This window comes from Tunturiibacter empetritectus (assembly GCF_014201375.1).
In the GTDB taxonomy this organism is placed as follows: domain Bacteria; phylum Acidobacteriota; class Terriglobia; order Terriglobales; family Acidobacteriaceae; genus Edaphobacter; species Edaphobacter lichenicola_D.
In genome coordinates this window covers 375119-401661 of the sequence record NZ_JACHDZ010000003.1, presented here as the reverse complement: position 1 = coordinate 401661, position 26543 = coordinate 375119, and the positions used below count along the sequence as shown (strand labels likewise).

Here is a 26543-nt window from a genome sequence, read left to right as displayed (position 1 = left end):
CAAAAGATGCCTGTGGTGTCCGAATTGTAGACACGCGTAACTCATCCGCCTAACTTACGCCGAGGAGGTCGGCCATCTCGTCGTGGAGGAAGCCTTCGCCGGGACGGTAGGGTTGGACCCACTTGCCGTCGATGACGAATTGTGGGATGGCGCGCTTGCCTACGTTGGCGATGACAAGGTCGGCGGCGCCGGGGGTGTTCTCGATGTCGATCTCTTTGTAGGGGATGTTGTGCGTGGTGAGGAAGCGCTTGGCTTCGCGGCAGTCGCGGCACCAGGAGGCGGAGTAGACGGTGAGATCCATAGAGTTCTATTTTACCTGTTGCGTGGCAGGCCGTTCGAGCAGCTAAATTACAATCCTGCTATGTCTCAGCTTCGAGAGCTTCTGCTGGCGCATATTGGTTACTCCGCGTGGGCTACGCGCCGGGTGCTGGAGGCCTGCTCGCCGCTGACGGAGGAGCAGCTTGGCCGCAACTGTGGTGCGTCCCATTCGAGTCTTCTGCAGACATTTCGCCATAGTCACGATGGGGAGCGGGTTTGGCTTCGCCGGCTGGTAGAGGTGGACAACGATCGGCTGCCTCGTGGCTCTGCTCCTGAGCACTCGTTGGAGTCTCTGGTTCAGACGTGGCCGGAGCTTTGGGAGGGTTATCGGAGATGGCTCGAAGCGGCTTCAAAGGATGACCTTACGTTTGTAGTCTCCACGGTCTTGCCTGACGACGCTGTCTTCCGTGTGCCTCGCTGGCAGATTGTTCTACATGCGATCAACCATTCGAGCTTCCATCGTGGGCAGATCGTGACTATGCTGAGGGCCTTCGACATTACACCGCCGAATACGGATCTGACGGCTTACTACGCGACGCGCTGATGGTGGTGGCTCGTCGTGGTTGCGGTGAGGCTTTCGTCTATGAAATAGGTCAGGATTTGTTTGTTTCCGGCCCGGGAAGGCCAACGAGTAGCTCGGTGACGGTTTTGAGATTGGTAACGATAGTGTCTCCCATGTGCTCAAGGGAGGCGACGCATTGATCGGCAGCTTCGGAGTTGCCTGCGCCGCAGGCGTCGCGCACGAGGATGGGGATGATGCCGAGATCGGCGGCGTGGCGGCATGTCGGTTCGATGCCAATCTCTAACGCGATGCCGGCAACGAGAATACTGCGGATGCCGCAGTCGCGCAGGGTGAACTGCAAGGGAGTACCTTCAAAGGCTGACATGGCGAGCTTGTCGAAGATCGCTTCGCTTGAGAGTGGTTGGAGTTCGGGAGCTATTTGGAAGGCCTGGGAGTCGCGGAGAAAAGGAGAGGAGACTTCGGCGGGGTCTTGCTTTTTTTGCCATGCCATGGCCATGCGGTATTGGAAGGAGCCCATAAGCTCAAGAGGAAGCGACATGTGGCGGGTGAAGATAGTTCTTATTCCCGCTTGCCGGGTAACTTGCAGGAGACTGCGCACCTTTGCGAGAATCTCTGCTCCGTTCTTGATCTGCGGGACGACACCGACTTGCATGTCGTAGACGAGAAGGGCTGTGCGATGCGGATGAACCAGGTCTTGAAGCGCCGTGAAGATTTCTATCCCGTTATCAGTGATCATCGGTGATCCTCGTTTGAGACGTTGCAATTATTGCTCGTGGTAGTTGCGGATTAGGCCGCCGTCGACGAAGTAGGTCGAGCCGGTGACGTAGGCGGCGTCGTCGGAGGCAAGGAAGAGTGCAAGGCCGGCGACATCTTCCGGTGTGCCCATGCGGCCTAGCGGGATGTTTTTGAGTAGGGCGTCGAGCTTGGGTTTGTCTTCCATGAGCTTGGTGTTGATGGGGGTGGCGATGGCGCCGGGGGCGATGTTGTTGACGGTGATGTTGAGCGGGCCGAGCTCGACGGAGAGGTCGCGCATGAGCATGCGGATGCCGCCCTTGGAGGCGCAGTAGGTGGAGAAGTTGGGGAAGACCATGTCCTCGTGGACGGAGGAGATGTTGATGATGCGGCCGGGGAGTTTGGCGTCGCGGAGGCGGCGGACGAAGGCTTGGGTGAGGAAGAAGGCGCCCTTGAGGTTGACGTTGAGGAGGGCGTCGTAGTCGGCTTCGGTGACGTCCCAGAAGGCGGCTTCCTTTTCGATGCCGGCGTTGTTGACGAGGATGTCGCAGCGGCCTAGCTGGGTGTAGGTCTGATCGACGAGGTTTTGTGTGTCGGCGAGAATGGAGACGTCGGCTTGGACGAGGATCGCTTTGCCGCCGGCGGCTTCGGCTTTGGAGGCGGTCTCCTGGGCCTGCTCGATGTGGTTACGGTAATCAACGACGACGGTGGCTCCTTCGCTGGCGAAGCGAATGGCGATGGCCTGGCCGATGCCGGAGCCTGAGCCGGTGACGATGGCTACTTTGCCTGCGAGACGACCTGACATGGAAGACTCCTATCTTTTGGTGGTTTTTTTTGCGGTCGACTTTGCAGGGACTTTCTTTTCCGCGGGAGCTTTTTTCGTGGCCTTCTTTGCTGTTTTCTTTGGAGCTTTTTTTGCTGCGGATTTTGTGGCTGGCTTTTTGGATTCTGGTTTTGTTTTGGCGATGATTTCGGAGAGAAGAGTTTTGGCTTTTTCCAGTTCGGCGTGGCGTTCCTGAGATAAGTTTTTGCCGGCGCGGTTGATGTAGAAGTTCAACATCTGCATGCCGGAGGCGGGACCCTTGGGCGAGACCTTCTTCGTGGCGAGGGCTTTGGCTATAGAGGAAGAGCTCTTTTTGAAGAGGCCCTCGTCGGGATGAGTTGAGTCGGTGTCTACCTCTGCGGACCATTTTTTCTTTGTCGCCATGAGTGTCTCCCTCGGTGCTTTCTCGGCAGTCTCTCTGCTCGCTGCTTCGTTTTGTAGGATGCGAGCCTGGGACTTTTCCTGACGGCGTTTACGGAAAAATGTTGTAAGGAGGGTGCTGCACTCTTCGGCGAGGAGGTTGGGGATGACTTCGACTCTGTGGTTGAGCTGGGGGTGGTTCATGACGGAGAGGACGCTGCCGCAGGCTCCGGCTTTGGGGTCGGGTGCGGCGTAAACGAGACGGCTGAGGCGCGCGTGGAGGATGGCTCCGGCACACATGGCGCAGGGTTCGAGGGTGACGTAGAGGGTGCAGTCTGCGAGGCGATAGTTGCGGAGGTGAAGGCCGGCATGGCGGAGGGCGACGATCTCGGCGTGGGCGGTGGGGTCGGAGTCGCGGAGGACACGGTTCTGGCCGCGGCCGATGATCTTGTCTCCGTGGACGACGATGGCGCCGACGGGGACTTCGCCGTTGGCTTCGGCGTCGTTGGCTTCGGCGAGGGCCTGGCGGAGGTAGACTACGTCGTTTTCGCTGGAGGGCATGGAGGCTAGTTTAGCTTCGCTTTGAGCTGATTGCGACTAGGAGAGATTGGGGCCGGCTTCGGATTCGAGGGCGTCGAGGAAGGATTGCATGATGTGAAAGCGGGGTATGGCGAGGGCTCTAGAGGTGTCGAGTTTGAGTTGATCGGGGAGGGTGGCGAGTTGCTTTTTGAGGGCGTGGAGTGCTTCGGTGAAGGTGCAGAAGCGTGTGTCGCTGCCGAGTTTGGCGAGGGTGCGGGTGATGCCGATGGCGCCCAGCAGCTCGAGGATGTCGGCGTCACGGGCGATGGTGGCTTCGAGGGTGAGGGGCGTGTCTTGCGGCTGGTGGGTGCAGATGACGTCGAGGACAGCGGGGATTTTTTCCGCGGGGAAGCCGACTTCGGTGAGGATGGCGGGGGCTTTCTCGACGATGTAGGCGACGTGGTCCCAGGTCTTGAGGGCTTCGGGGTCTTCGGGGCGTTGGCCGATGAAGACGCCGAGGTCGTGGAGCCAGACGGCGGCGAAGACTACGTCGTCGTCATATTTGCGGCCGTGGCCTATCTGCTGGGTGAGGGCGTACAGGCGGGGCTGATGGCCGAACTTGTGGGTCGGGTTCGCGTTCGCGGCGATGTAGTTCTCGATGGCGGCGCGATAGGGTGTTGTATTCACCGTCATGCGGGCTCCTGTTGGCTGAGGCAGTGAAGTGTGCCGAGGCCCCAGACGAGGTCTACGGCGTGGATGCCGATGATCTCGCGGTCGGGGAAGCAGGCGGCGAGGATGTTGAGGGCGTGGCGGTCGTTGGGGTCGTTGAAGGTGGGGACCAGGACGAGGCCATTGGCGATGTAGAAGTTGGCGTAGCTGGCGGGGAGACGCTGGCCTTCGAAGACGACGGGGGCGGGCATGGGGAGCTCGACGATCTCGAAGGGCTGGTTGGCCAGATTGCGGAAGCTGCGGAGGCGGTCGAGGTTTTCGGCCAGGGGGAGATGGTTTTCGTCGTGGGTGTTGGGCTCGACGGCTGTGAGGATCTTGTTTTCGCCTACGAAGCGGGTGATGTCGTCGACGTGGCCGTGGGTGTCGTCGCCGGCGCAACCTTTGTGGAGCCAGAGGACTTTCTCGATGCCGAGGTAGTCGTGGAAGGCCTGCTCGAGGCGCGCGCGGGTTTCGGCTTCTGTGCCGAGGCCGGGGTTGCGCTGCTGGATCTCGGAGAGGAGACACTCTTCGGTGGTGAGGAGCAGGCCGGCGCCGTTGGTGTCGATGCTGCCGCCTTCGAGGACGAGGCGGTGGGGGTGGCCGATGTGGTTGACGCTCTCGGGTTGCGACTGGGGCATGTTGTAGAGCTTGGCGACGTGGTTGGGGATCTGGTCGTCGCGATGCCAGTTGTCGTACTTGGCCCAGGCGTTGAAGTGCCAGTTGGTGATGGCTAGTTCGCCTTGCGGGTGTTTGGTGGAGGCTTCGGTCATCTTATTGATGGGGGCTTCGGTCATCTTTTTTACGAAGATGGGGCCGGAGTCGCGGAGCCAGACGCGGTCGGTGGGCCAGTGGTGGAAGTGGAGGCGGGCGAGGTTGGCTCCGGCGCGGCGGAGGAGGTTGGTGGCGCGGCGCTCGGCGGCGAGGTCGTTGACGAGGATGTGGACGTCTTCGACGCGGGACAGATGGCGAACGATTTCACTGTAGACCCAGGGGATGGGTTGGAACTTGCCGGGCCAGTCTTCGGCGTTATGAGGCCAGGCGATCCAGGTGGCGGCGTGTGGGGACCACTCGGCGGGCATGCGGTAGTGGGTCGGGTTGTCGGTCGTGCGGCTCACCTAGCTGCTCCCTCTTGGGAGGGTACCCCCTCCCCGGTCAAAAAGTGTGCAAAGTATTCCAATCATGCGGCTTAGTGGTGGACTTCCGAGGCGTTTAAGACAAAGTAACAACCTTGGATCACGGTTGGATGAACTGGCGTAGGCATCGGTCGCTTGCTGGCGAAAGAGCCCGCTTATTTAAGTATATCTGTTTGGAGATAACTGATACGCCACGCGAATGTGCTGGATTGAAGCGGGTTTCGCATAGTTTGGGGGTTGACAGAGTTATGGCGGCGGGAGTTGTTTGCCGGCATAGTGGGAAGGCGGTTCGCACTTCGTGCGAATGCCCACTCATGCGGTGAGACTGCATGAATGGGGCACCCGGCTTTTGGCGGATTGTGGGCATCGAGAAAAGCACACCCAGGGGCTAAAGCCCTTTCTTCCTAGCCGCGAGGGAGGGCCAAGCCTGAAGGCTTGGCTTACCTAGAAGCGGTTCGTGCGTGGCGCGAATGCCCACTCATGCCGTGCATAAATGGCACCAGCTTCTTCTATTGCTGTGACTGTGGACCCGGGTGAAAACGGTTGTTACTGATATGTGGAAGGATGTGTTGGCGCAATGTATCAGCTCTGCGTGAGATGGCATTGGTGGTCTCGAAATCGGTGCGCGCCTCGATTGGGATTAATCCGCGAAGTGAACGTCCCGCACGTGCAGCTGCGACCCATTCATCAAGTCCTTCTATATAGCGTTTGAACGCGTCTTGAGGGCTCCCGTAATCACGATCTTTCTCTAGATAGGCGGATGGAATATCTCCAACAAATACCCAGGTCCATTGGTCTTGGCCAAGGTTTGAGATATCAGCGCGAAATAGAAAAATCGCGAGGACGCCGCCGAATCCGTCTGCGAAGAAGCCTTCTTTCAGTTGCAAACACCAAGCGAATGAAAGGATGTAACGCTCAGCCTTATCGGCCATCTCTCTTAGAAGACGCGTGTCTGTGTCATCCTCGCCGACGATGCTGTCTAGTGCGATAACGCGCTCGGGTTTCAACATATCTAGTCGATGAAGCGGCTGGTGATGCCGTTGTAGGCGTCGATGCGGCGGTCGCGGAGGAAGGGCCAGTTGCGGCGGGTGTCTTCCTGGAGCTTGAGGTCGATCTCGCCGATGAGGATCTCTTCTTTGTCGTGGCTGGCTTGCGCGATGACTCGGCCGAAGGGATCGGCGATGAAGCTGCCGCCCCAGAACTCCAGGCCTGAGCTTGGGGTGTGGTCGCCGGGGCCGAGCATCTCGACGCCGTTGTGGATGACGTCGCCGTGCTCGTGGCCCACGCGGTTGACGGCGCCGACGAAGACTCCGTTGGATATGGCGTGTGCGCGCTGGGTGGTCTGCCAGGCGGAGTACTGGGCGTCGCCGTACTCGGCTTTTTCGCTGGGGTGCCAGCCGATGGCGGTGGGATAGAAGAGGGTGCTGGCGCCGCGGAGGGCGGTCTCACGGGCGGCCTCGGGGTACCACTGGTCCCAGCAGACTAGAGTTCCGACGGAGCCCTGGGTGGTGGCGAAGGCTTTGAAGCCGAGGTCGCCGGGGGTGAAGTAGAACTTCTCGTAGTAGAGGGGGTCGTCGGGGATGTGCATCTTGCGGTAGATGCCCTTGATGGAGCCGTCGGTCTCGATGACGGCGGCGGTGTTGTGGTAGAGGCCAGGTGCGCGGCGCTCGAAGACGCTGGCGATGACGACTACATTTTCTTCTTTGGCGACGGCGCATAGGCGCTCGGTCGAGGGGCCGGGGATGGACTCGGCGGTGTCAAAGAGGGCGTGCTCTTCGCGCTGGCAGAAGTATTGGGCGCGGAAGAGCTCGGGGAGGCAAATGACGTTGGCTCCGGCGCGGGCGGCTTCGCGGACACGGTCGGCGGCTTTGTCGAGGTTGGCTGCGGTGTCGGGGACGCAGGACATCTGGATGAGGCCGATGCGTTTGTTGGGGATGGTCTTGCTGTTGGTTGTCGTCATGATGATCCTGATTCAAGTTTATAGGCGTTTGTTGCTGAAGGTGAGGTCGTTGGCGGCCAGAGAATGGGTAATTTGCGAGAGCTTAATCTTTTGGGTGCTTGGCGCCTCGGTGGAAAGCGGTTCGCGCGGGGCGCGAATGCCCACTCATGCGATGAGACTGCATGAATGGGGCACCCGGCTTTGATTGTCCGGAGGATACTGACTCTCTGCCAGTGTCCTCCGGGGTCTAGCTCTTCGGCGTGACTGGTACTGTGCGGGCGATGGGTTCGAGGCGGTTGACGCTCTGGAATGGGAGCATCCAGCCGGGATATTCGGGCGGGAGTGCACTTACTTCGTCGAGCTGCTTGAGTTCTTCGGTGGTTAGTTTGAGGTCGACTGCGGCGAGGTTGTCTTCGAGCTGGTCTAGGCGTTTGGCTCCGATGATGATGGAGGTGACGACGGGTTTGGCGAGCAGCCAGGCGAGAGAGATGCGGGCGGGGCTGCAGTTGTGGGCCTTGGCGATAGGGGCCATGACGTCGAGGATGCGCCAGGTGCGCTCTTTGTCGACGAGAGGGAAGTCGAACTCAGAGCGGCGGGAGCCTTCGGGGCGCTGATTTTCACGGGAGAACTTGCCGGAGAGAAGGCCGCCGGCGAGTGGGCTCCAGACGAGGAGGCCGGTCTTCTCGGCTTCGAGCAGGGGGACGAGATCGCGTTCGAGGTCGCGGCCGGCGATGGAGTAGTAGGCCTGGAGGGTGTCGAAGCGGGCGAGGTTTTTGAACTGAGAGATGCCGAGGGCTTTGGCGATCTTCCAGGCCTGCCAGTTGGAGACGCCGATGTAGCGGATCTTGCCTTGCTGGACGAGGGTGTCGAGTGCGCGGAGGGTCTCTTCGATGGGGGTGACGGTGTCGTTGCCGTGGATCTGGTAGAGGTCGATGTGGTCGGTCTGGAGGCGGCGGAGGCTGGCGTCGACGGCGTCCATGATGTGGCCTCGGGAGGCGCCGACGTCGTTGCGACCCTGACCGGTGCGGCCGAAGACCTTGGTGGCGATGACTACGCTGTGGCGGGGGGTGTTGAGATTTTTGATGGATTGGCCGAGGGCCTTTTCGCTCTCGCCTTCGGAGTAGACGTCGGCGGTGTCGAAGAAGTTGATGCCGGCGTCGAGGGAGGCCTTGATGAGCTGGTCGGCTCCGGCCTGATCGACGGTGCCGATGGCGCGGAAGAGGCCGGTGCCGCCGTGGAAGGTCATGGTGCCGAAGCAGAGGGTGGAGACGAGGAGGCCGGTGTCACCGAGAGTCTTATATTGCATGCGTATCCTTTTCGCCGAGGGTTCGGACAGACATTTGATTAGACGTGTTTGCAGCGGACCACGATTCAGGCGCATGGATTCAGGCGCATGGAAGTGCGTTGGTCGTAGATGTTCTTTGCGTTGGATGGGTGAGTTTGCTTTCTTGCCGGTGAATTTTCTGTTAGTTTTGAGGTGTGGAGCGGTTTGATCAAGGTCAGGCGCGCCCTCTTCCAATCACCTAAAAACATCTTTCCCGGCAGTTGCAGTAAGACGTGTATCTCATTGCAGAAGGAGTGTTATTTTGAGCGAATTTCGTGATTTTCTGGAGCTTTCCTACGGCGAACTTGAGGACCTGAACCTGGCGGCCAAGGAGCAGCGCCGGAATCGGGTTGCGGCCGATGTGATTCGGGAGGAACGGTTGAAGTACCTGACCGATGAGCGGCGGATCAAGGCTGTGACGGTGTTGTTCAGCGATCTCGAAGGCCGTCTGCACATGCTGGACTACGACAAGAAGTTTCTGGTGAAGAGCTACGACAACCTGACCTTCGATGGCTCGTCGATTCGCGGATTTACGGCGCAGCGGGAGAGCGATCTGCGGCTGGGGATCGACTGGAGCGCGTTTTACTGGGTGCCGGCGGATGTATTTGGCGCGGGCAAGGTGATGGTGTTCGGCGAGGTGATCGACAAAAACGGTGCGACGTATGGCGCTGATATTCGCGGGGTGCTGAAGCAGTTTTCGCAGGAGCTGTTTGATAAGAACGGCTACACGCTGAATGCGGCGAATGAGATTGAAGGGTTCCTGTTTGAGGGGATCGATGCTGAGCGGAGCTATCACGAGACGGGCAGCTTCGAGTATGTGAACAAGGGCGGGTACTATCACTCGCTGCCTGGCGATCCGCTGCGGGAGTTCATCGATACGACGGCGGAAGTGCAGCGGGCGATGGGTTTTGAGAACGAGAAGGACCATCCTGAGGTTGCGCCTTCGCAGTTTGAGATCAACTACAGCTATGGAGAGGTGGTGGCTGCCGCGGATCAGATTCAGCTCTATAAGCTGATCTGTAGACAGGTTGCGACGCAGATGGGCATGACGGCGAGCTTTCTGCCGAAGCCTGTTGTCGGCGTCAATGGCAGCGGCATGCACACCAATGTCTCGATTACCAAGGGCGGCAAGAATCTTTTCTGGGACCCGAAGGGCGAGGAGAAGATCTCGAAGATGGCGTGGCAGTTTACGGATCGCATTTTGACGCATGGCAACGACATTTGCCTGCTGCTGAATGCGAGTGTGAACGCATATCGCCGGCTGGATCCTCACTTCGAGGCGCCGAATCAGATCAAGGCTTCGGCTACGGATCGTGGATCGATGGTGCGGATTCCGATCGGGAATGAGAAGTCGGCGCGGGTTGAGGTTAGGTCGGTTGGGCCGGATGCAAACCCTTACCTGGCGCTGTACTCGATCTTCAAGAGCGGTCTGCATGGGGATACTTCGAAGATCAAGAACCTGCGTCAGGCGGAGCGGTATCTGCCGGACAACGTCTATACGGCGCTCGAGAACTTCCGTGCGGCGGAGTGGACGACGGAGTTGCTGGGCGAGGATGTGAAGGCCCGGTATGCGGATCTGAAGCAGGCTTCGGCGGATCGCTGTGCCCGGTTGCTGGGGACGATTGTGAAGGCGCCTGAGGTGCAGTTCCACCACGATGTTTATAACCAGCTGCTCTGGAATATCTTTTAGTGGTTGTCCCAAAGAAGGAAGGGCCGATGAGATCTCTCGTCGGCCTTTTTTCTTTTCGATGGTCGCGAAATATAGCGCGTGCTAGAGTTCTACCGACATGAAGACTTGGGCCTTGTTGAGTTTCACGGCTTGTGGAATTAGTTTGCTGCTTTGTGGTTGCGGTGGGGGAAGTACATCGGCGACTGTAAGCCCATTGGCGGGAAATTGGCTTCTCGTCGGGCCGATGCCGACGAACGGGATTTCGTTTCCTCCTCCTTCGAGTGGTGTCAGACTTGCAATGACCTTCGATGTGGTGGGCGATCAGGTGATCGCGGGAGGTTTCGGTAGTAATTTCTGCGACAACGTTCAGGCGGGGTTCGGGTTTGGGGACGTGGCAGGCGGGATTCTTGCTGCGGATGGGAGTTTTACGGCGACTCCGGCAAACTCTCCTCTGGACACGATATCAATCAAAGGTACGGCTCCAAAGGGAAGCGGAGAGCCCTGGTCTGGCAGTTACACCGTGTCTTTGGGCGGACATGCGCCTGCGTGCGACGCGAATCTTTCGGGAACATTCACCGCGACATCGTTTCCATTGGTGAGCGGAGTCTATGTTGGAACCGGGAGCACTCTGGCTGGTCCGAATGGCGTTCCGAAGGCAGTGCCAGTGACACTCCAAGTGACGCTGCAGCAGGGCGGGACAGTGGCGAATCCGGGGAACGGAGCGGCTTCGAACTATTTCAGCAGCGCTTTGCTCAAAGGCAGTATCAAGGTGCAGGGATCTCCCTGTTTTAGTTCTGGCGCGACGCAATCCACGCCTGCGAGTGCTGTCTTCGGCAATATGGTGGAGGCAAGATTCCTGATGGATGACGGCTCTACGCTTATTGTTTCTGGCCCGTTGACCGATGTTACGGAGAGCCACATTGCGGCGGGCATCGTTCTGGTCGAGGGAGGGAAGTGCGGCGGTTTCACGAATGCTATCGAACTCCCTGGGCTTGACCGTCAGAGTTGATTCAATCTACGAGATGACTGGGCTTGTTGTTGACATAGGCTTTGTGCTGCTGCATTCTTCTGCTGTTGTTGGAGGGAGGGTTTCTCCTTGGATACGGAACGGTCTTCGCTGTTTGTTCCTGCTGCGGTTTTAGGGGTTTGTCTGCTGCTGGGGTTGGTGGTGGGTGGTTGGGTGCTCGGGTCGCAGATCAAGGACCTGAAGCTGGCGGACCGGTATGTGACGGTGAAGGGACTGGTGGAGCGGACGGTGAAGTCGGATACGGCGATCTGGCCGGTGAGCTTCAAGGAGGCGGGGAATGATCTGCCACAGGTGTTTGCGAAGAGCGAGACGGATAAGAACTCTGTGCTGAAGTTTTTTGCGGCGCAGGGAGTTCAACCGAACGAGATCTCGGTGGGGCAGATCAAGGTGACGGACAAGTTGGCGAATGAATACGGCGGGAACAATACCGGGCCGCGGTACATTGTGGAGCAGACGGTGACGGTGTAGTCGAAGGACGTGGATAAGATTGCGAAGGCGGGGCAGAAGACGGCGGAGCTGGTGCAAGCAGGGATCGTAGTTGGGGGCGGGAATGGGCAGGGTGGGATTCGGTATCAGTTTACGGGGCTGAATGCGCTGAAGCCGGACATGATTACGGAGGCGACCCGGAATGCGCGAGCGTCGGCGGATCGGTTTGCTGCGGACTCGGGGAGCCAAGTGGGATCGATCCGGTCGGCGAATCAGGGAGTGTTTTCGATCTCGGCTGCGGAGAGTGGTGCGGCTGCGGGTGACGAGGGAGATGGTGGCGGGACCAATGCGGACGCTAGCATCATGAAGAAAGTACGGGTAGTTGCGACGGTGGATTATTACTTGGTTCGATAAACGCACGCGTATGCCGCATACCGGTTGCCACTCGTCTTGCGCGGATGGTAGCCTCGGTCTTCGAATTCTTCTGCGGAGACGACGACGATGCAAACAAGCTACAACGGAATTCCAGTGCCGGCGAATGGGCAGGCGATCGAGTATAACAACGGAAAGTTTACGATTCCCGATCATCCGATTATTCCGTTCATCGAAGGAGATGGAACGGGGCGGGATATCTGGAAGGCCTCGCAGCGGGTGTTCGATGCTGCGGTGGCGAAGGCTTATGGGGGGAAGCGATCGGTTGTGTGGTACGAAGTGCTGGCGGGGGAGAAGGCCTATCGTCAGACGAAGAACTGGTTGCCGGATGACACGGTTAAGGCTACGGTGGACTTTCGCGTGTCGATTAAAGGACCGCTGACGACGCCGGTGGGCGGGGGGATTCGCAGCCTGAATGTGGCGTTGCGGCAGTTGATGGATCTCTACCAGTGTGTGCGGCCAGTGAAGTACTATGCCGGGGTGCCGAGTCCGGTGAAGCATCCGGAGAAGCTGAATGTGGTGATCTTCCGTGAGAATACTGAGGATATTTATGCCGGGATCGAGTTTCGGCAAGGTACGCCTGAGGCTGACAAGTTCATTGCGTTTGTGAACGATGACATGCTGAAGGGGACCAAGAAGAAGATTCGGCTGGACTCGGGTGTGGGGGTGAAGCCGATCTCGATTACGGGGTCGAAGCGGCTGGTGCGAGCGGCGATTCAGTATGCGCTCGACAACAAGCGCAAGACGGTGACGCTGGTGCACAAGGGAAATATTCAGAAGTTCACCGAAGGGGCGTTTCGCGAGTGGGGGTACGAGGTTGCGTCGCAGGAGTTCCGCGAGCAGACCGTGACGGAGCGGGAGAGCTGGATTCTGGGGAACGTGGAGGCGAATCCGAAGCTGACTGCCGAGGAGAACGCTGCGCTGATTGAGCCTGGCATTGAGTTTGCCGCGAAGGAGTTTGGGGAAGAGGTGATCGCTGAGGTGAAGTCGGTTCTGGCTTCGATCGGCGATTCGCATGGCGGTGGCAAGTGGAAGACGAAGATCTTGATCAACGACCGGATTGCGGACTCGATCTTTCAGCAGATTATCTTGCGGCCCGAGGATTACAGCGTGCTGGCGACGACGAATCTGAACGGGGATTACATCTCGGATGCTGCTGCGGCTCAGGTCGGCGGGTTGGGCATTGCGCCGGGTGGCAATATCGGCGATGGATACGCAGTGTTCGAAGCGACGCATGGGACTGCGCCGAAGTATGCGGATAAGGACGTGATTAATCCAGGGTCGGTGATTCTTTCGGGTGTGATGCTGTTTGATTTTCTCGGCTGGACCGAGGCTGCGCGGTTGATTGAGTCTTCGATGGAGAAGACGATTGGGCAGAAGTTCGTGACGTATGACTTTGAGCGTGGGATGCAGGGCGCGACGAAGGCCAAGACGAGCGAGTTTGCCAGCCGTATGATTGAGAATATGGGCTAGCTTCCGAGGAGGTCAGTGATGATCACAGGTGGCAATGCAACGATTTTTGTGGCAAACATGGATGCATCGCTGAAGTTTTACAGTGAGGTTCTTGGGCTGAAGGTAAGCAGTCATTATGGAGATCACTGGGCAACGGTTGAGGCGGGGTCCTTCACGATTGGGTTGCATCCGACGTCGGAGAAGCATCCAGCTCCGGGGACACCGGGGTCGATTATGATCGGTTTGGGCATTGACGAGTCGATTGATGCGGCTGCGGCTAGGCTGAAGTCGCTGGGTGTGAAGGACGTCGGTGAGGTTCAGCGTGATCAAGGTGGAAGCTTCGTTCACTTTAGTGACCTGGATGGGAACGAGCTTTACCTCTGGGAATCGGCTAAGTGGTCGTAACAAATTTTTTGAATAGTAAGACAAGGAGAAGGAATGCGGAAGAAGGTAACGATTGTTGGTTCGGGGAACGTTGGAGCGACGGCGGCGCATTGGATTGCGGCGAAGGAGCTTGCGGATGTGGTGCTGCTCGATGTGGTGGAGGGTGTGCCGCAGGGCAAGGCACTCGATCTGCTGCAGGCGATGCCGATTGAGAAGCGCGACTGCAGCATCATCGGAACCAATGATTATGCGGATACGGTGAACTCCGATGTGGTGGTGATTACGGCGGGGATTGCGCGTAAGCCCGGGATGAGCCGGGATGATTTGCTGACGACTAACCATGGGATTATGTCGAAGGTTGTTGGCGAGGTGGTGAAGGCGTCGCCGAATACGATCATCATTGTGGTGTCGAATCCGCTGGATGCGATGGCGCAGACGGCGTTCAAGCAGGCTGGGTTTCCGCGCGAGCGTGTGATTGGAATGGCTGGCGTGCTGGATTCGGCGCGGTTCCGGACGTTCATCGCGGAAGAGCTGGAAGTGTCGGTGGAGAATGTAACTGCGTTTGTGCTGGGTGGGCACGGCGACACGATGGTGCCGCTGTCGCGGTACTCGACCGTGGCGGGGATTCCGATTACGGAGTTGATTGAACCGGCCCGGCTGAAGGAGTTGGAGACGCGTACGGCCAATGGGGGCGCGGAGATTGTGAAGCACCTGAAGACGGGGTCGGCTTACTATGCTCCATCGGCTGCTGCGGTGGAGATGGTGGAGGCGATTCTGAAGGACAAGAAGAAGATTCTGCCTTGCGCGGCTTATCTGCAGGGGGAGTATGGGATCTCGGGCTTGTATGTCGGGGTGCCTTGCAAGCTTGGGGCCAAGGGGCTGGAGCAGATCATCGAGATCAAGCTGACACCGGAGGAGCAGGCTGCGCTGCAGAAGAGCGCGGATTCGGTGAAGGAGCTGTGCACGGTGATTGGTGTGGCCTAGAAGTTTTTTAGTCGATGGAAAGGGCCTGCTCGATGAGCAGGCCTTTTCTGTTGATCGTGCCTGGGAAGACAACGGGTTCTGATTTGGGAAAGAACTGGTGAGAGATACGAACAATAACTAATGGCGCGAAGTGTTGCGCCGATATTCACTCAAGGCAGATGGCAACAGGCCTGCGCTATCTTCGCGTTGAAGAGATAGTTTTGATACGTGCGAGGCTCCGGGTAATCGCACAGAACGAAGGTTAATTTGGACGGCACGCAGAGCTTCCATCAGATTTTGGATACGGCGGATAGGAGAGAACGATCGTCCGCGTGGTTTTTTCTTACTGTGTTGTGGATGCAGTTGGCGGCAGTGGTGGCGATCGGGCTGCTGATCTTTGCGAGTTTTGTTCGCTAGGGCTCTCGTTAGAGTGGGCTCTTCGCGGGTATAGATGTGGGGGTTTCTACTGCTCGTAAGTTGTTGAGGAAAGCTTACCGCTACGCTGTACTGTGAAGCATGGAATATCCGATGCATGCCATTGCTGCGCATAATAATGCGAACGTCAATATGAAGCGCATTACAATTTGGCGTCTCAGGTTGCTGGTGGGATAACTAATTCTGTGAACACGCCAAGCTGGGAGCCACCAAAAACGCCGAAGTGTCTATCGGGGTTGGCCTGTCTGCTCTCACTCACGAGCCGCCAAATTGCCCGCCAGATCATTGCATAGAAAATGAAGGCAGCCAAAAAAAGAAGGTAACTCGTAGTCTTCACCAACACTCCTAATCTTACGGAAAACCCTAGCACTAATAACCGAAGCAAATATCCCAGAAAGCCGCAAACAGAAGGCCTACTCCAAGAGTAGGCCTTTCTCGTTACTCAAAACGAAGTTAAGCTACGCGTTCGATGGTGACGGATTCGAGGACGACTGGGGTTTTGGGGCGGTCCATGCCATCTTTGCTGACCTTGGAGATCTTTTCTACGATGTCGTAGCCTTCGACGACTTCACCGAAGATGGTGTGTTTGCCGGTGAGCCAGCTGGTGTCGGCTACGGTGATGAAGAACTGGCTGCCGTTGGTGTTGGGGCCGGCGTTGGCCATGGCGAGTTTGCCCTTCTCCTGGAAGCCGTGTTTGGAGCCTTTGGTCTCGTCGGCGAACTTGTAGCCGGGGCCGCCCATGCCGGTGCCTTCGGGGTCGCCGCCCTGGATCATGAACTGGGGGATGACGCGGTGGAAGATAGTGCCGTCGTAGAGCTTGGCGCCCTTCTTGCTGCGGCTGTTCCACTCCTTGGTGCCTTCGGCGAGGCCGATGAAGTTGGCGACGGTTTCGGGCGCGTCCTTCTCGAAGAGCTCACAGACGACGGTTCCTTCGCTGGTCTTGAATGTTGCGTACGTGCCTGGTTTGGTTGGCATTTCGAAATCTCCTTGCAGTGACTGGTTGAGTGCTTTGTTAGCAGAGAGGCGTTTCCGTTGAGATCGCGGAGGCCGGAAGATTATTTGGGTGGCGCAGCGGTGGCGGCTGGTGTCGCAGGTACGGCGGGCGCCACTGGTAGCGGAGGCATCGGCTGGCCGTCGCGCACGATGGTGATGCGATTGATGACGACTGGCGTAATTGGCTTGTCGCTGGAGTTGCGTTCTACGCGCGCGATTGAGGCGACGAGTAGAGCGGTGTGGGCGTCGCACTGGCCGAAGATGGTGTGCTTGCCGTTGAGTTGCGGGACCTCGGCTTCGGTGATGAAGAACTGAGAGCCGTTGGTGCCGCCTCCGGAGGGGCCGGGGCCGGCGTTGGCCATGGCGAGGAGGCCGGGTGTGTCGAAGGTGAGGTCGGGGTCGATCTCGTCCTGAAAGAAGTAGCCGGGGTCTCCGGTGCCGTCGCCGACGCGGTCGCCGCCCTGGATCATGAAGTTGGGAATGACACGGTGGAAGGTTGTGCCGTTGTAGAAGGGCTGATGGTGCATCTTCTGGAGGGTCTTGGGGTCGGTCCAGTCTTTGGTGCCTTCGGCGAGACCGATGAAGTTGGCGACGGTGACGGGGGCCTGTTTGTCGTAAAGTTTGCAGGTGAGCCGGCCCATGGTGGTGTCGATGACGGCGGTGGGGCCGGTGGGGACGACGGGGGCTTTGATGTTGCTTGTGGTGCTGGGGGCGTCGGGTAGAGCGTCGGCTGGGGGCGGTGGGGTCGATTGCGCTGGGGGTGACTGTGCCTGGACGGATACGGCTAGGGCCAGGGAGAGTGCGAGAGTGCGAAGCATCATGCGGTTGTAGCTCCAACAAACAGGCTAACGCAGACGGGCGGTGGGAGCAACGTGGGGATGTCTTAGAGAATGCGTCGGAGGAGGCTGCGAACAAGTTCGAGAGAGCCTCCGTAGACGACGTGAGCTGCCCAGTGTTGGAGGTGATCAGTGGCGGGTGCGTCGGTGGTCGAGGGAGATAGCTGGAAGGCTGGGACTGCGACCTCGTCTGCGGCGAGGAAGAGTAGCGTGCCGTAGGCTGTGCCTGCACCGGTAGTGACTTCGGGCAGGAGTTCGGAGGAGACGCCGTAGACGACGCCCATTAAAGTGCCGAAGGTGTAGTGGACGGCCTGCCCGGCTTTCTTTTTTTCTTCCTTGCTGAGATCGGTGTGGGTTACTTCGGCGATCTTACGAGCGACGATCTCGGTTGAACCCTCTTGCTCCGCAGCCTTTTGCTCAGAAGCTGCTTGCTCGCGATTGATCTGCGATGGGGCTTCTCCGTCTGCAAGCTTCTTCTGCTTTTCGAGTGCTTTTCCTCCTGCGCTGCTTAGTTTCTGAAACTGATCCATGATGAGTGTGGCGACGATGCCGGCTGTGACGCCTGTAACGATTCCCCTGAGGATGGAAGGTTTATCTTTGCGCATGTTTTCCTCAAGCGATTGAGATGCAAAAGACAGTAACCAAGTAATGTTTTATGCATCTCACCCAGTGGAGGATCTACAAGATGGCGAAGTTTGCGTTGTATGCGGAGTTGAAGGCGAAGCCGGGGAAAGAAGCGGATGTTGAGGCTTTTCTGAAGCAAGGTGCGGAGATGGCGAAGGCAGAGGCCGGGACCGTGCACTGGTATGGGTTCAAGGAAGATAAAGGTGGGGTGTTCGGGGTGTTTGACACCTTCAATGATGAGGCGGGGCGTGAGGCTCACTTGAATGGTGAGATTGCGAAGGCTTTGATGGCGAATGCGGAGACACTTTTCTCTGAAGCTCCGAAGATACATAAGATTGAGTTGGTAGGCGAGAAGGTCTAGTTCTTAACCTTTGCATCGAATCGGTTATGGGTTGTGATCGGAGGCGGCCTGCACTTCGCGGAAGACGCGGAGCAGGTTGCCTCCGAGTAGTTTGTGCATGTTGTCGGCGGAGTAGCCGCGAGCCATGAGGGCGGCGGTGATCTTGGGGAGATCGGCTGCGGAGTCGATGCCGGCGGGTGGGACGGGAATGCCGTCGAAGTCGGTGCCGATGCCGACGTGATCGATGCCGGCGACCTTGATGACGTGGTCGAAGTGATCGATGAGGGAGTTGAAGGGCGCGCGGCCGATCTTGTCGGCGAACTCGCGATCGACCTTGTCGGAGGCGGTGTAGGGGACTGGCTGCCCTTTCGCTCTGTACTCAGCTTCGAGGGTTTTTTGCGCTTTTTTGCGTTCGGGCTCCTGCGCGGCCCAGGCTTTGCGCCAGTCTTCGTCGATGAAGGCGGGGAAGAAGTTGACCATGACGACGCCGTTGTTCTTCTTCATGGCGAGGAGCATCTCGTCGGTCATGTTGCGCGCGGCGTGAGTGAGGGCGCGGGCGGAGGAGTGGGAGGCGATGATGGGGGTGCGTGTGGTGGCGATGACGTCCGAGAAGGTTTTATCGGAGACGTGGGAGATGTCGACCATCATTCCGAGGCGGTTCATCTCGGCTACGACTTGTTTGCCGAAGGGCGTGAGGCCGTTGTGGTGGTGGACTTTTTCGTCTTCGATGTCGCCGGAGGAGTCGGCCCAGTTGTTGGTGTTGGACCAGGTGAGGGTCATGTAACGGACGCCAAGACGATAGTAGTCGCGAAGGAGGCCGAGGTCGTTTTCAATGGAGTGGCCGCCTTCGATACCCATGAGGACGGCGAACTTTCCTTGGGCGTGGGTGGCGAGGATGTCGTCGGAGGAGAGGCAGAGAGCGAGTTTGTCGGGGTGTTTGCGGACCTGCTCGAGGGTGCCGTCGATGAGCGAGAGAGTGCGGTGGGCGCTGGCGTTGGCGGGGTATTGGTTGGGGTCGACCCAGATGGAGAAGAACTGTGCGTCGAGATTGCCTTGTTTGGCGCTGTCATAGTTGAGCATGCCGCCGTTGAGGGGATCGGTGAAGTCCCAGTGTTCGTCGATGAAGCGTTGGGGGGTGTCGGCGTGGGTGTCGATGACGATTGCGGATTGGTGGACGGCGGCGGGATCAGTCATTGATTTTGGGGAGTTTGTTTGGGAGTGGGCTTGCAGGGTGAGAAGGAGAAGGATAGAGACGAAGATGCCGCGTTTGTGCATGTTGGCTCGCCACTCTTTCGGTTGCGGAATAGCCGATTGTAACAAGTGTGTTTTTTTCCTTGCTTGTGGTTTTTTGAGGCGATAGTTTGCGATTTTTTTCTGTGCGTGGGAAAAGGTGTTTTTGTGTGGGATTTTGGGAAAAAGCGTGGGGTTGACGTGGTGTTTTTGTGGTGAGAACGTGGTGAATTGTGTGGCTAACGTGGTGTTGTTGCACCACATTTTTGTGCGTCGAAAAATACGCCATTCTTTCTAAGTTTATTTTCGTTTTTTGTTGAGAGCTGGATGGTGCGTTGGAGCAACCTTCATGGTGTGCGATGCCATCTGTTGAAGGAGAGGTGATGTTATGGCACAGGGTATGAATTCTTCGAAGACCGGCGCACGTCCTTCGCACGAAGCGATTGAAGAGGGGAGTACCGCGACAGAGGTTGGCAAGACCGATCAGCAGAAGATGGATCATGCAGCGATGGAGAGTGCCAAACGCGCTCAGAACCGGATTCATTCGAATGAGGAGAGGACTCCGGCGAACTCGATATTTTCGAAGTAACTTTCGACAAACAGCTTCCTGTGTAGAGCAGTAACGAGGCGGAGATGCCCCGCGGGCCGGCGGGGCATCTCCGTATTTGTTTGCGTGGCTTAGAGTGCGGCTGTGCCGGCTTCGGCTACGGCGTGGTCCTGTACGCCGGAGCCTCCGCTGACTCCGATGGCGCCTACAACTTTGCCTTCCTTCTTGAGTGGGATGCCGCCGGCGAAGATCATGACCTTGCCGTCGTTCGAGGCGTGGATGCCGAAGAACTGGTTGCCGGATTGAGAGTTGTCGCCGAGGTCTTTGGTGGTGATGTCGAAGGCGCGGGAGGTCCAGGCTTTCTTCTGGGCAATGTCGATGGAGCCGAGCCAGGCGTTGGTCATGCGCTCGAAGGCGATGAGGTTGCCGCCCTCGTCGACTATGGCTACGTTCATGGGCTGGCCTAGTTCTTCGGCCTTCTTTTCTGCTGCGGCGATGATGCGGCGGGCGTCTGCTAGTTGGATCATTTTTTCTCCTGATACGAGCTTATCGGTTTGACGCTTGCGGTGTGTGCGGAAGGCTTGGAGTTCATAAGCAGATGAGTCAAAATTTTACATTCCCACCCATCGCGGTGAGACTGCCATGATGGGGCACCCTAAGATTTAGGGCTGCGTGACGGAAGACGGTTCGCGCGTGGCGCGAATGCCCACTCATGCGATGGGGCCGCATGAATGGGGCACCCGGCTAGCTTTTGAAGTGGACCTGGACGTTGAGTTCGACACGAACCGGTTGGCCGTTTTTTCTGGAGGGTTTGAATTTGTAGCTCTGCACAGCCCCAATGGCACTTTCTTCGAGTTCTTTCACTGCCTGCTGATCTGCAGGGCTGTTAGCTCCCTTGATTATGGTGTGGGCGACGTGGACGTTGCTTGTCGTTCCATCGGGTTCAACATAGCAGTTCACAATGACAAAACCATCAAGCTTTGCCTTGTGAGCAGCTTTTGGGATCTTTGGTTCGGTTGAATGAGTCAGGATCGGCGATGAAACGTCTTTCCCGACCTTCGCGACTTCCAGCGTTTGTGATTGAGAACCCGTTAGTGGCGCCGTAGCTGTGGGATTATCTTGCAGTGTCTCTGGTCGTGCCAGAGCCGGAAGAAGCAAGAAAACGACTAAAGAACTTATATTTCTAAGCGGTTGCGGCATCAGAGGATGATTCAAATCGGCCATCCTAACGGGCGAAGAGGTCTTTTACTTGTTGGATGAAGACGTCGCGGCCCATGTCGCTGATGGCTTCGGTGAGGGGGAGCTGTTTGGGGCAGGCCTGGACGCAGTTTTGTGCGAAGCCGCACTCCTGGATGCCGCCGTCTCCGGCCAGGGCGCGGAGGCGTTCTTCTTTGAGGACGGAGCCGGAGGGGTCCATGTTGAAGAGCTTGGCCTGGGCAATGGTGGCGGCGCCGACGAAGTTGGTGACGTCGTTGAACTGGGGGCAGACCTCCATGCAGATGGTGCAGCTGATGCAGTTCGAGAGGGGGTAGCGCTGTTCTTGAATTTGAGGAGCCTGACGTGGGCCGGGGCCCAGGTCGTAGGAGCCGTCGATGGGGACCCAGGCTTTGACCTTCTTGAGGTTTTCGAAGAGGACGGAGCGGTCTACGGCGAGGTCGCGTACTACGGGGAACTTCGAGAGCGGGGCGAGGGTGATGGTCTGGTCTTTGTTGGGGCCGGTGAGCTTGTCTACGAGGGCGGAGCAGGCCATGGTGGCCTTGCCGTTGATCAACATCGCGCAGGAGCCGCAGATCTCCTCGAGGCAGTTGGAGTCGTAGGTGATGGGCGTGGTCGGCTTGCCGGAGACGTCGACGGGGTTGAGCGCTATTTCGCCGAGGAGCGAGGTGATGTTCATGCCCGGACGGTAGGGGATTGCGAAGGTCTCGGTGGTGGAGGGGGCGTCCGGGGTGGACTGGCGCTTGATCTCGACTTTGATGGTGCTGGGCATGCGACTGCTCCTTAGGGCCTGCAGATATCCTGTGCCTTCGGCGTGGGGTTGAGCTGGAGGCGTTTGGTGGTGCGGGCTGCAGTCGCTAAGGGTGGAGTTAGAAGCTGCCGGTTTTGTGGAGGCGTTCTTTTTCCAGCGTGGCGACTGCTATGCCTTCTTCTTTGCTGACCGGAGGACGGCCCTTGAGGGCCATGGTCCGCTCGTTGGGGTGAAGGTGCGTGGTGTAGAGGTACATATATGCCATGACTGCTGCGAATATGACGGACAGGGCGATGTAGACGAGATCTATGCGTTCCATGCCGCATTAGACGGCGGAAACGCAAGACAAGGCAACTGTTGCCTACGATCTTTTCGCTCTTTTCTAGTGCAACGCAGCGCATCATTCGTCACTCAGCTTCTTGCAGATAGGTCTTCAACTCGTCTTGTGAAATTTCTTTTTCGCACCATAAGCAGGTTGTAGTGGTGATAGAGCTAGATTTGCCAAGATCTATTCGGACTCCTAGTCCATCTCCAGTTGAAGCAACGGTAAAGCCGGAATCTGGATCCTTCAGAGCCGTCCGCATCTCTTCGCAGCACATGGAATGACTCCGTACATTTAGGCGGTGGCGTCGTAGCGGCGGGGGCGTGGGGTGATGTGGCTGATGTCCACTTCTTCGAACTCGAAGGCGGGGGCGTTGTCTTTGAAGCTGGCTTTGGTGGTTTTGAGGAACTTTTCGTCGTTGCGTTCGGGGAAGTCGGGTTTGTAGTGGGCTCCGCGGGACTCGTCGCGGAGGCGGGCGCCCTGGACGATGACGCGGCCCAGCTGGAGCATGTTGTAGAGCTGGCGGGTGAAGGCGAAGCTGGTGTTGGCCCACTGGCTCTTGTCGGAGAGGTTGACGTTCTCGTAGCGCTCGAGGAGTTCGACGATCTTGGCGTCGGCTTCGTCGAGGCCGGCGTTGTAGCGGATGATGGTGGCGTGCTTGGTCATGGTTTCGCCGAGCTCGCGCCAGAGCTTGAAGGGGTTCTCGGTGCCGGGGTTGTTGAGGAGCTGGTTGTTGAACTTCTTCTGACGGGCGAGCTCGGCGGCGTGGCCACCGTCGCCCTCTTGCGGGGGGAGGGCCTTGGCGTAGGCGAGGGCGTGGGGGCCGGCGACGAAGCCTCCGTAGATGCAGGAGAGGAGCGAGTTGGCGCCGAGACGGTTGGCTCCGTGGATGGAGTAGTCGGCCTCGCCTGCGGCGTAGACGCCGGGGATGTTGGTGCGCTGGTCGAAGTCGACCCAGAGACCGCCCATGGTGTAGTGCATACCGGGGAAGATCTTCATGGGGACTTCGCGGGGGTCGTCGCCGACGAACTTTTCGTAGATTTCGAGGATGCCTTCGAGCTTGTTGAGGCGTTCGGCGGGGAGGTGGGTGAGGTCGAGGTAGACCATGGGTTGGCCGTCGATGCCCATGCCGTGCTCGTAGACGACTTTGAAGATGGCGCGGGTGGCTACGTCGCGGGGGACCAGGTTGCCGTACTTGGGGTACCACTCTTCGAGGAAGTACCAGCGGTCGGTCTCGGGGATGGAGCGGGCGGTGCGCTTGTCGTTCTTGTCTTTGGGGACCCAGACGCGGCCGCCTTCGCCTCGGGCGGACTCGGACATGAGGCGGAGCTTGTCTTCGCCGGGGATGGCGGTGGGGTGGACCTGGATGAACTCGCCGTTGGCGTAGAAGGCTCCCTGTTGATAAAGTGCTGATTGAGCTGATCCGGTGCAAACTACTGAATTGGTGGACTTTCCGAAGATGGCTCCGTTGCCTCCGGTGCAGATGATGACGGCGTCGGCGGGGAAGGTGCGGGTGTCCATTGTGCGGAGGTCCATGGCGCAGATACCGCGGGCTTCGCCTTTCGAGCCGAGGACTGCGGAGAGGAACTCCCAGCCTTCGTACTTGGTGACTTTGCCTTCGGCTTCATAGCGGCGAACCTGTTCGTCTAGTGCGTAGAGCAACTGCTGGCCGGTGGTGGCTCCGGCGAAGGCGGTGCGCTGGTAGAGGGTGCCACCGAAGCGGCGGAAGTCGAGGAGGCCTTCGGGGGTGCGGTTGAAGGGGACGCCCATGCGGTCGAGGAGGTCGATGATGGCGGGGCCCTGGGCGGTCATGTTTTTGACGGGGGTCTGGTTGGCGAGGAAGTCGCCGCCGTAGACGGTGTCGTCGAAGTGCTTGAGGACGGAGTCGCCTTCGCCTTTGAGGTCCTTTGCGGCGTTGATGCCTCCCTGGGCGCAGACGGAGTGGGAGCGCTTGACGGGGACGATGGAGAAGAGGTCGACCTTGCCGCCGGCTTCGGCGATCTTGATGACTGCGGCTAGTCCGGCTAGGCCGCCGCCTACTACGATGATTCTGGGTGTTGCTGCCATGGTGACCTCAGTGCAGTATCAAAAAGCATGTTGTGAAAATACTTACTATTACGCCGACGAATCCTGTGATCGCGGCTACGCCCGCCGTCCTATAAATCAATCGAATCTTCGATTCAGGGTGCATCAACGTATGTCTATGCAGCACTGATTTTGACTTTGCACTCGTTATCCACAAAATTGAAAAACTCTCGCGAATCGAATTCGGCGGGCTTATCTCCCAACTCATGCGCTGGAACATGAGATTGCTCACGAGCATTCCTATTGCCACCATGCCGAGACACAGACAAAACAGGATATCCGTAGCGGCAATAAAGAACATTTATCTGGTTTCCCCCGGCTGCTCTGGGTTTGTTGAGTTTGGCGGTGGGACTGTTGGTGCGGGTAGGTCGATGCCGGCGGGTTGGGCGGGCATCACGTTGTCGGGGGCGTTGGGGTACTTCCAGACTACGGCGTAGATGCTGGCGAGGCCCATGAGGCAGAGGGCCAGGCCGAAGGCGGTGCAGACGTAGCCGAATCTCTTACGGGCCTTTTCGCCGGGGGTGATGCCCCACTTGGCGGCGAAGAGCCAGATGCCGTAGGCGAAGTGCCAGGTGGTGGCGATCATCGCGATGACGTAGATGGCGAGCATCCAGGGGTTCGAAAGTTCAACCTGTACTTTATGGAAGGCTGCGCCGGGGTTCTCAGGGAGGGAGATGCCGCTGAAACGTTGTCGCCAGATGTGCTGGACGATGTAGAAGAAGGCGATGATGCCGGTGATGCGCTGGGAGACGTACATCCAGTTGCTGGCCCAGGGGTAGACGTTGACGCTGACGCGGCCGCGGAAGGCGATGAAGAGTCCGTAGAGGGCGTGGAAGGCGAGAGGGATGAAGATGAAGGTCCACTCGAGGACTCGGACGAGCGGGAGGGAGTTGAGGAACTTTACCTGCTGGGCGTAGGCGAGGGGGCCGTTGAGGGTCTCGAAGTTGGAGATGATGTGCTCGACGAGGAAGGCGCCGATGGGGACGATGCCGGAGAGGGAGTGGAGCTTGTGCCAGAGGAAGGAGTGGCCCTGGCCGGCGCGGAGTGGCTGCACACCTTTGAGTGGCGGGGTGGCAGGAGGGGCTGGCGGGGCGGCGGTGGCCATGGGGACTCCTTGAAATCGCGATGGATGCACTTATGGAGATAAGAAAAAGTGCAGCATCGCGATTATTCCGCCGTGGGATTAGCAGCGTCAAGGAAAGTAAAGGAATTTGTGCGGTTATCGTTAAGTTTGTGCGATTAAGTTGCATCGCGTCGAATAGCGGGCGGATTGTGACGCTTCAGAGTCGCTATTTCTAGGCTGGCCGGCAGTAGAACTCGAGGCGAAAACCGTTGGGGTCGTTGAACCAGATGTACTCTTTGCCTCCGTGCGAGTCGATGCCGATGCCACTGTGCTTGAGGCCGGATTTGTTCAGGTGATCCTCGATCTTGCGAAGGTCGGCGGGATCGTGAACTCCGAAGGCGCAGTGGTTGAGGCCGGGCTGCTCCTTGTCGTAGGGTGCGATGGGCTTGGTGGATGGGGTGAAGAAGAGGGTGGTTTCGCCGATCTGGTAGACGAGGAAGTCTTTGCCCTGAGCGACGGGTTCGCCAAAGAGGGCGCGGTAGAACTTCTCGGTCGGTTCGAGGTCTTCGACGCGGAAGACGAGGTGATCGATATGGAGGTTGGGTAGCATGGGTGGAAGTCTATCAAGCGTGGGGTTCGAGGTAGGGAGCGAGCTCGTCAAGGAGGCTGGCGAAGGCTCGGCCACGGTGGCTGAAGGTGAGCTTGGTGGTGGTGTCGAGCTCGGCCATGGTCTTGTGCTGGGCGGGGAGGTAGAAGAGGGGGTCGTAGCCGAAGCCGTCGGTGCCGCGGGGGGCGGTTAGGATCTCGCCTTCTACGGCTCCGTGGGCGATGGCGAGGATGTGTCCGTTGCGTGCGGCGGCGAGGACGCAGTGATAGCGGGCGCTGCGTTCGGTGAGAGGGATGTCCGTGAGGTTCATGATGAGGTAGAGGTTGTTGCGCTCGTCGGGTGTGAGGGGGGCGGAGTCTGTTGGGGCAAAGTTGTGGTCTTCGGCGTAGCGGGCGGAGCGGACGCCCGGGGCTCCGTGGAGTGCGTCAACTTCGAGACCGGAGTCGTCGGCGAGGACGATTTCATTGGGGGCGTGGAGGGAGTAGTAGATGGCCTTGAGGCGGGCGTTGCCTTCGAAGGTGGGCTCGTCTTCGGCGGGGGCGAGGATTTGTTTGAGATTGGGTAAGGGAGCGAGTGTGATCTGCGGAGAGGCGGCGGCGGCGAAGTCTCGGAGCTTGCCGGGGTTGGTGGTGGCGAGGTAGAGGATGGGAGGGCTTTGGGGCATTTGGGTTTAGGGTACACGCCGCAGGATGGCTGGGTGAAGCCACCCGGTATTGGAGTTTTACATTCCCACCCATCGCTGTGAGACTGCGATGGATGAGGC

At 58.6% G+C, this 26543-nt stretch carries 29 protein-coding genes and 1 pseudogene; 9 read left to right on the top strand and 21 right to left on the bottom strand.

Translation table 11 applies throughout. From position 1 onward, the window contains the following. Nucleotides 1–49: 49 nt before the first annotated feature. On the bottom strand, nt 50–301 hold the full coding sequence (locus HDF10_RS10825) for a glutaredoxin family protein (protein WP_183813204.1): 252 nt from the start codon (nt 299–301) through the stop codon (nt 50–52). Between the two features lie 60 nt (nt 302–361). Between HDF10_RS10825 and HDF10_RS10820 the strand changes: the two genes are divergently transcribed. Next, nucleotides 362–862, top strand: coding sequence for a DinB family protein (locus tag HDF10_RS10820; RefSeq protein WP_183813202.1), 501 nt, complete (start codon nt 362–364; stop codon nt 860–862). Nucleotides 863–911: 49 nt separating this feature from the next. Here the strand turns inward: HDF10_RS10820 and HDF10_RS10815 are convergent, their stop codons facing one another. The 8 genes from HDF10_RS10815 to HDF10_RS10780 form a co-directional block, all read right to left on the bottom strand. Continuing rightward, entirely contained in the window at nt 912–1577 is a 666-nt protein-coding gene (locus HDF10_RS10815) for a cysteine hydrolase family protein (RefSeq protein ID WP_183813200.1), read from the bottom strand. 27 nt (nt 1578–1604) lie between these two features. Further along, complete coding sequence (locus tag HDF10_RS10810) at nt 1605–2378, bottom strand: SDR family NAD(P)-dependent oxidoreductase (RefSeq protein WP_183813198.1); 774 nt, start codon at nt 2376–2378, stop codon at nt 1605–1607. 9 nt (nt 2379–2387) lie between these two features. Continuing rightward, nucleotides 2388–3317 carry a tRNA adenosine(34) deaminase TadA gene (gene tadA / locus HDF10_RS10805; RefSeq protein ID WP_183813196.1) on the bottom strand — a complete coding sequence of 310 codons (930 nt, stop codon included), beginning with the start codon at nt 3315–3317 and terminating at the stop codon, nt 2388–2390. 36 nt (nt 3318–3353) lie between these two features. Further along, the gene (locus tag HDF10_RS10800) at nt 3354–3968 is read right to left on the bottom strand and encodes an HD domain-containing protein (protein ID WP_183813194.1); all 615 of its coding nucleotides are present in this window, start codon (nt 3966–3968) and stop codon (nt 3354–3356) included. Continuing rightward, nucleotides 3965–5062 (bottom strand): agmatine deiminase family protein, encoded by a 1098-nt coding sequence (locus tag HDF10_RS10795; protein WP_183813702.1) that lies wholly within the window; start codon nt 5060–5062, stop codon nt 3965–3967. The genes HDF10_RS10800 and HDF10_RS10795 overlap by 4 nt, the downstream gene beginning before the upstream one ends. 563 nt (nt 5063–5625) lie before the next feature. Next, on the bottom strand, nt 5626–6126 hold the full coding sequence (locus HDF10_RS10790; protein WP_183813192.1) for a hypothetical protein: 501 nt from the start codon (nt 6124–6126) through the stop codon (nt 5626–5628). A gap of 2 nt (nt 6127–6128) precedes the next feature. Then, nucleotides 6129–7076 carry a carbon-nitrogen hydrolase gene (locus HDF10_RS10785; protein WP_183813190.1) on the bottom strand — a complete coding sequence of 316 codons (948 nt, stop codon included), beginning with the start codon at nt 7074–7076 and terminating at the stop codon, nt 6129–6131. Between the two features lie 226 nt (nt 7077–7302). Next, on the bottom strand, nt 7303–8361 hold the full coding sequence (locus HDF10_RS10780; RefSeq protein WP_183813188.1) for an aldo/keto reductase: 1059 nt from the start codon (nt 8359–8361) through the stop codon (nt 7303–7305). 277 nt (nt 8362–8638) lie between these two features. On the opposite strand from HDF10_RS10780, the gene HDF10_RS10775 reads away from it, so the two are divergent. From HDF10_RS10775 to mdh, 6 genes and pseudogenes are all read left to right on the top strand, one after another. After that, nucleotides 8639–10069 (top strand): glutamine synthetase family protein, encoded by a 1431-nt coding sequence (locus HDF10_RS10775; protein ID WP_183813700.1) that lies wholly within the window; start codon nt 8639–8641, stop codon nt 10067–10069. 97 nt (nt 10070–10166) lie between these two features. Further along, the gene (locus HDF10_RS10770; RefSeq protein ID WP_183813186.1) at nt 10167–11057 is read left to right on the top strand and encodes a hypothetical protein; all 891 of its coding nucleotides are present in this window, start codon (nt 10167–10169) and stop codon (nt 11055–11057) included. 156 nt (nt 11058–11213) lie between these two features. Further along, a pseudogene (locus tag HDF10_RS10765) lies at nt 11214–11915 on the top strand (SIMPL domain-containing protein). Between the two features lie 87 nt (nt 11916–12002). After that, entirely contained in the window at nt 12003–13406 is a 1404-nt protein-coding gene (locus HDF10_RS10760; protein WP_183813184.1) for an NADP-dependent isocitrate dehydrogenase, read from the top strand. Between the two features lie 18 nt (nt 13407–13424). Continuing rightward, nucleotides 13425–13790 carry a VOC family protein gene (locus tag HDF10_RS10755; RefSeq protein ID WP_183813182.1) on the top strand — a complete coding sequence of 122 codons (366 nt, stop codon included), beginning with the start codon at nt 13425–13427 and terminating at the stop codon, nt 13788–13790. Nucleotides 13791–13823: 33 nt separating this feature from the next. Beyond that, nucleotides 13824–14753, top strand: coding sequence for a malate dehydrogenase (gene mdh, locus HDF10_RS10750; protein ID WP_183813180.1), 930 nt, complete (start codon nt 13824–13826; stop codon nt 14751–14753). Nucleotides 14754–15620: 867 nt separating this feature from the next. On the opposite strand, the gene HDF10_RS10745 is transcribed toward mdh, so the two are convergent. The 3 genes from HDF10_RS10745 to HDF10_RS10735 all read right to left on the bottom strand — a co-directional run bounded on the left by HDF10_RS10745 (nt 15621) and on the right by HDF10_RS10735 (nt 17601). Next, nucleotides 15621–16142: a peptidylprolyl isomerase gene (locus tag HDF10_RS10745; RefSeq protein ID WP_183813178.1), complete on the bottom strand. Its 522-nt coding sequence runs from the start codon at nt 16140–16142 to the stop codon at nt 15621–15623. An 80-nt stretch (nt 16143–16222) separates the two neighbouring features. Next, complete coding sequence (locus HDF10_RS10740; RefSeq protein ID WP_183813176.1) at nt 16223–16981, bottom strand: peptidylprolyl isomerase; 759 nt, start codon at nt 16979–16981, stop codon at nt 16223–16225. A 62-nt stretch (nt 16982–17043) separates the two neighbouring features. Beyond that, entirely contained in the window at nt 17044–17601 is a 558-nt protein-coding gene (locus tag HDF10_RS10735) for a DUF1440 domain-containing protein (RefSeq protein WP_183813174.1), read from the bottom strand. A gap of 50 nt (nt 17602–17651) precedes the next feature. On the opposite strand from HDF10_RS10735, the gene HDF10_RS10730 reads away from it, so the two are divergent. Continuing rightward, nucleotides 17652–17981 (top strand): putative quinol monooxygenase, encoded by a 330-nt coding sequence (locus tag HDF10_RS10730; protein ID WP_455685151.1) that lies wholly within the window; start codon nt 17652–17654, stop codon nt 17979–17981. Nucleotides 17982–18005: 24 nt separating this feature from the next. On the opposite strand, the gene HDF10_RS10725 is transcribed toward HDF10_RS10730, so the two are convergent. Continuing rightward, nucleotides 18006–19280, bottom strand: a complete 1275-nt coding sequence (locus HDF10_RS10725) for a dipeptidase (RefSeq protein WP_311732732.1) — start codon at nt 19278–19280, stop codon at nt 18006–18008. Between the two features lie 298 nt (nt 19281–19578). Between HDF10_RS10725 and HDF10_RS10720 the strand changes: the two genes are divergently transcribed. Beyond that, on the top strand, nt 19579–19779 hold the full coding sequence (locus HDF10_RS10720; RefSeq protein ID WP_183813172.1) for a hypothetical protein: 201 nt from the start codon (nt 19579–19581) through the stop codon (nt 19777–19779). Between the two features lie 89 nt (nt 19780–19868). Here the strand turns inward: HDF10_RS10720 and HDF10_RS10715 are convergent, their stop codons facing one another. The 8 genes from HDF10_RS10715 to HDF10_RS10680 form a co-directional block, all read right to left on the bottom strand. Then, nucleotides 19869–20264 carry a GlcG/HbpS family heme-binding protein gene (locus tag HDF10_RS10715; RefSeq protein WP_183813170.1) on the bottom strand — a complete coding sequence of 132 codons (396 nt, stop codon included), beginning with the start codon at nt 20262–20264 and terminating at the stop codon, nt 19869–19871. 217 nt (nt 20265–20481) lie between these two features. Next, a complete protein-coding gene (locus tag HDF10_RS10710) occupies nt 20482–20952 on the bottom strand; it encodes an energy transducer TonB (RefSeq protein WP_183813168.1) in 471 nt (156 codons plus the stop codon). A 10-nt stretch (nt 20953–20962) separates the two neighbouring features. Then, complete coding sequence (sdhB, locus tag HDF10_RS10705) at nt 20963–21724, bottom strand: succinate dehydrogenase iron-sulfur subunit (RefSeq protein ID WP_183813166.1); 762 nt, start codon at nt 21722–21724, stop codon at nt 20963–20965. Between the two features lie 97 nt (nt 21725–21821). Continuing rightward, the gene (locus tag HDF10_RS10700) at nt 21822–22022 is read right to left on the bottom strand and encodes a hypothetical protein (RefSeq protein WP_183813164.1); all 201 of its coding nucleotides are present in this window, start codon (nt 22020–22022) and stop codon (nt 21822–21824) included. A gap of 297 nt (nt 22023–22319) precedes the next feature. After that, on the bottom strand, nt 22320–24092 hold the full coding sequence (gene sdhA / locus HDF10_RS10695; RefSeq protein ID WP_183813162.1) for a succinate dehydrogenase flavoprotein subunit: 1773 nt from the start codon (nt 24090–24092) through the stop codon (nt 22320–22322). A gap of 319 nt (nt 24093–24411) precedes the next feature. Next, nucleotides 24412–25215 (bottom strand): succinate dehydrogenase/fumarate reductase transmembrane subunit, encoded by an 804-nt coding sequence (locus HDF10_RS10690; RefSeq protein WP_183813160.1) that lies wholly within the window; start codon nt 25213–25215, stop codon nt 24412–24414. 190 nt (nt 25216–25405) lie between these two features. Continuing rightward, nucleotides 25406–25783 carry a VOC family protein gene (locus HDF10_RS10685; RefSeq protein WP_183813158.1) on the bottom strand — a complete coding sequence of 126 codons (378 nt, stop codon included), beginning with the start codon at nt 25781–25783 and terminating at the stop codon, nt 25406–25408. Between the two features lie 13 nt (nt 25784–25796). After that, a complete protein-coding gene (locus HDF10_RS10680) occupies nt 25797–26444 on the bottom strand; it encodes a non-canonical purine NTP pyrophosphatase (protein ID WP_183813156.1) in 648 nt (215 codons plus the stop codon). Between the last annotated feature and the right edge of the window lie 99 nt (nt 26445–26543).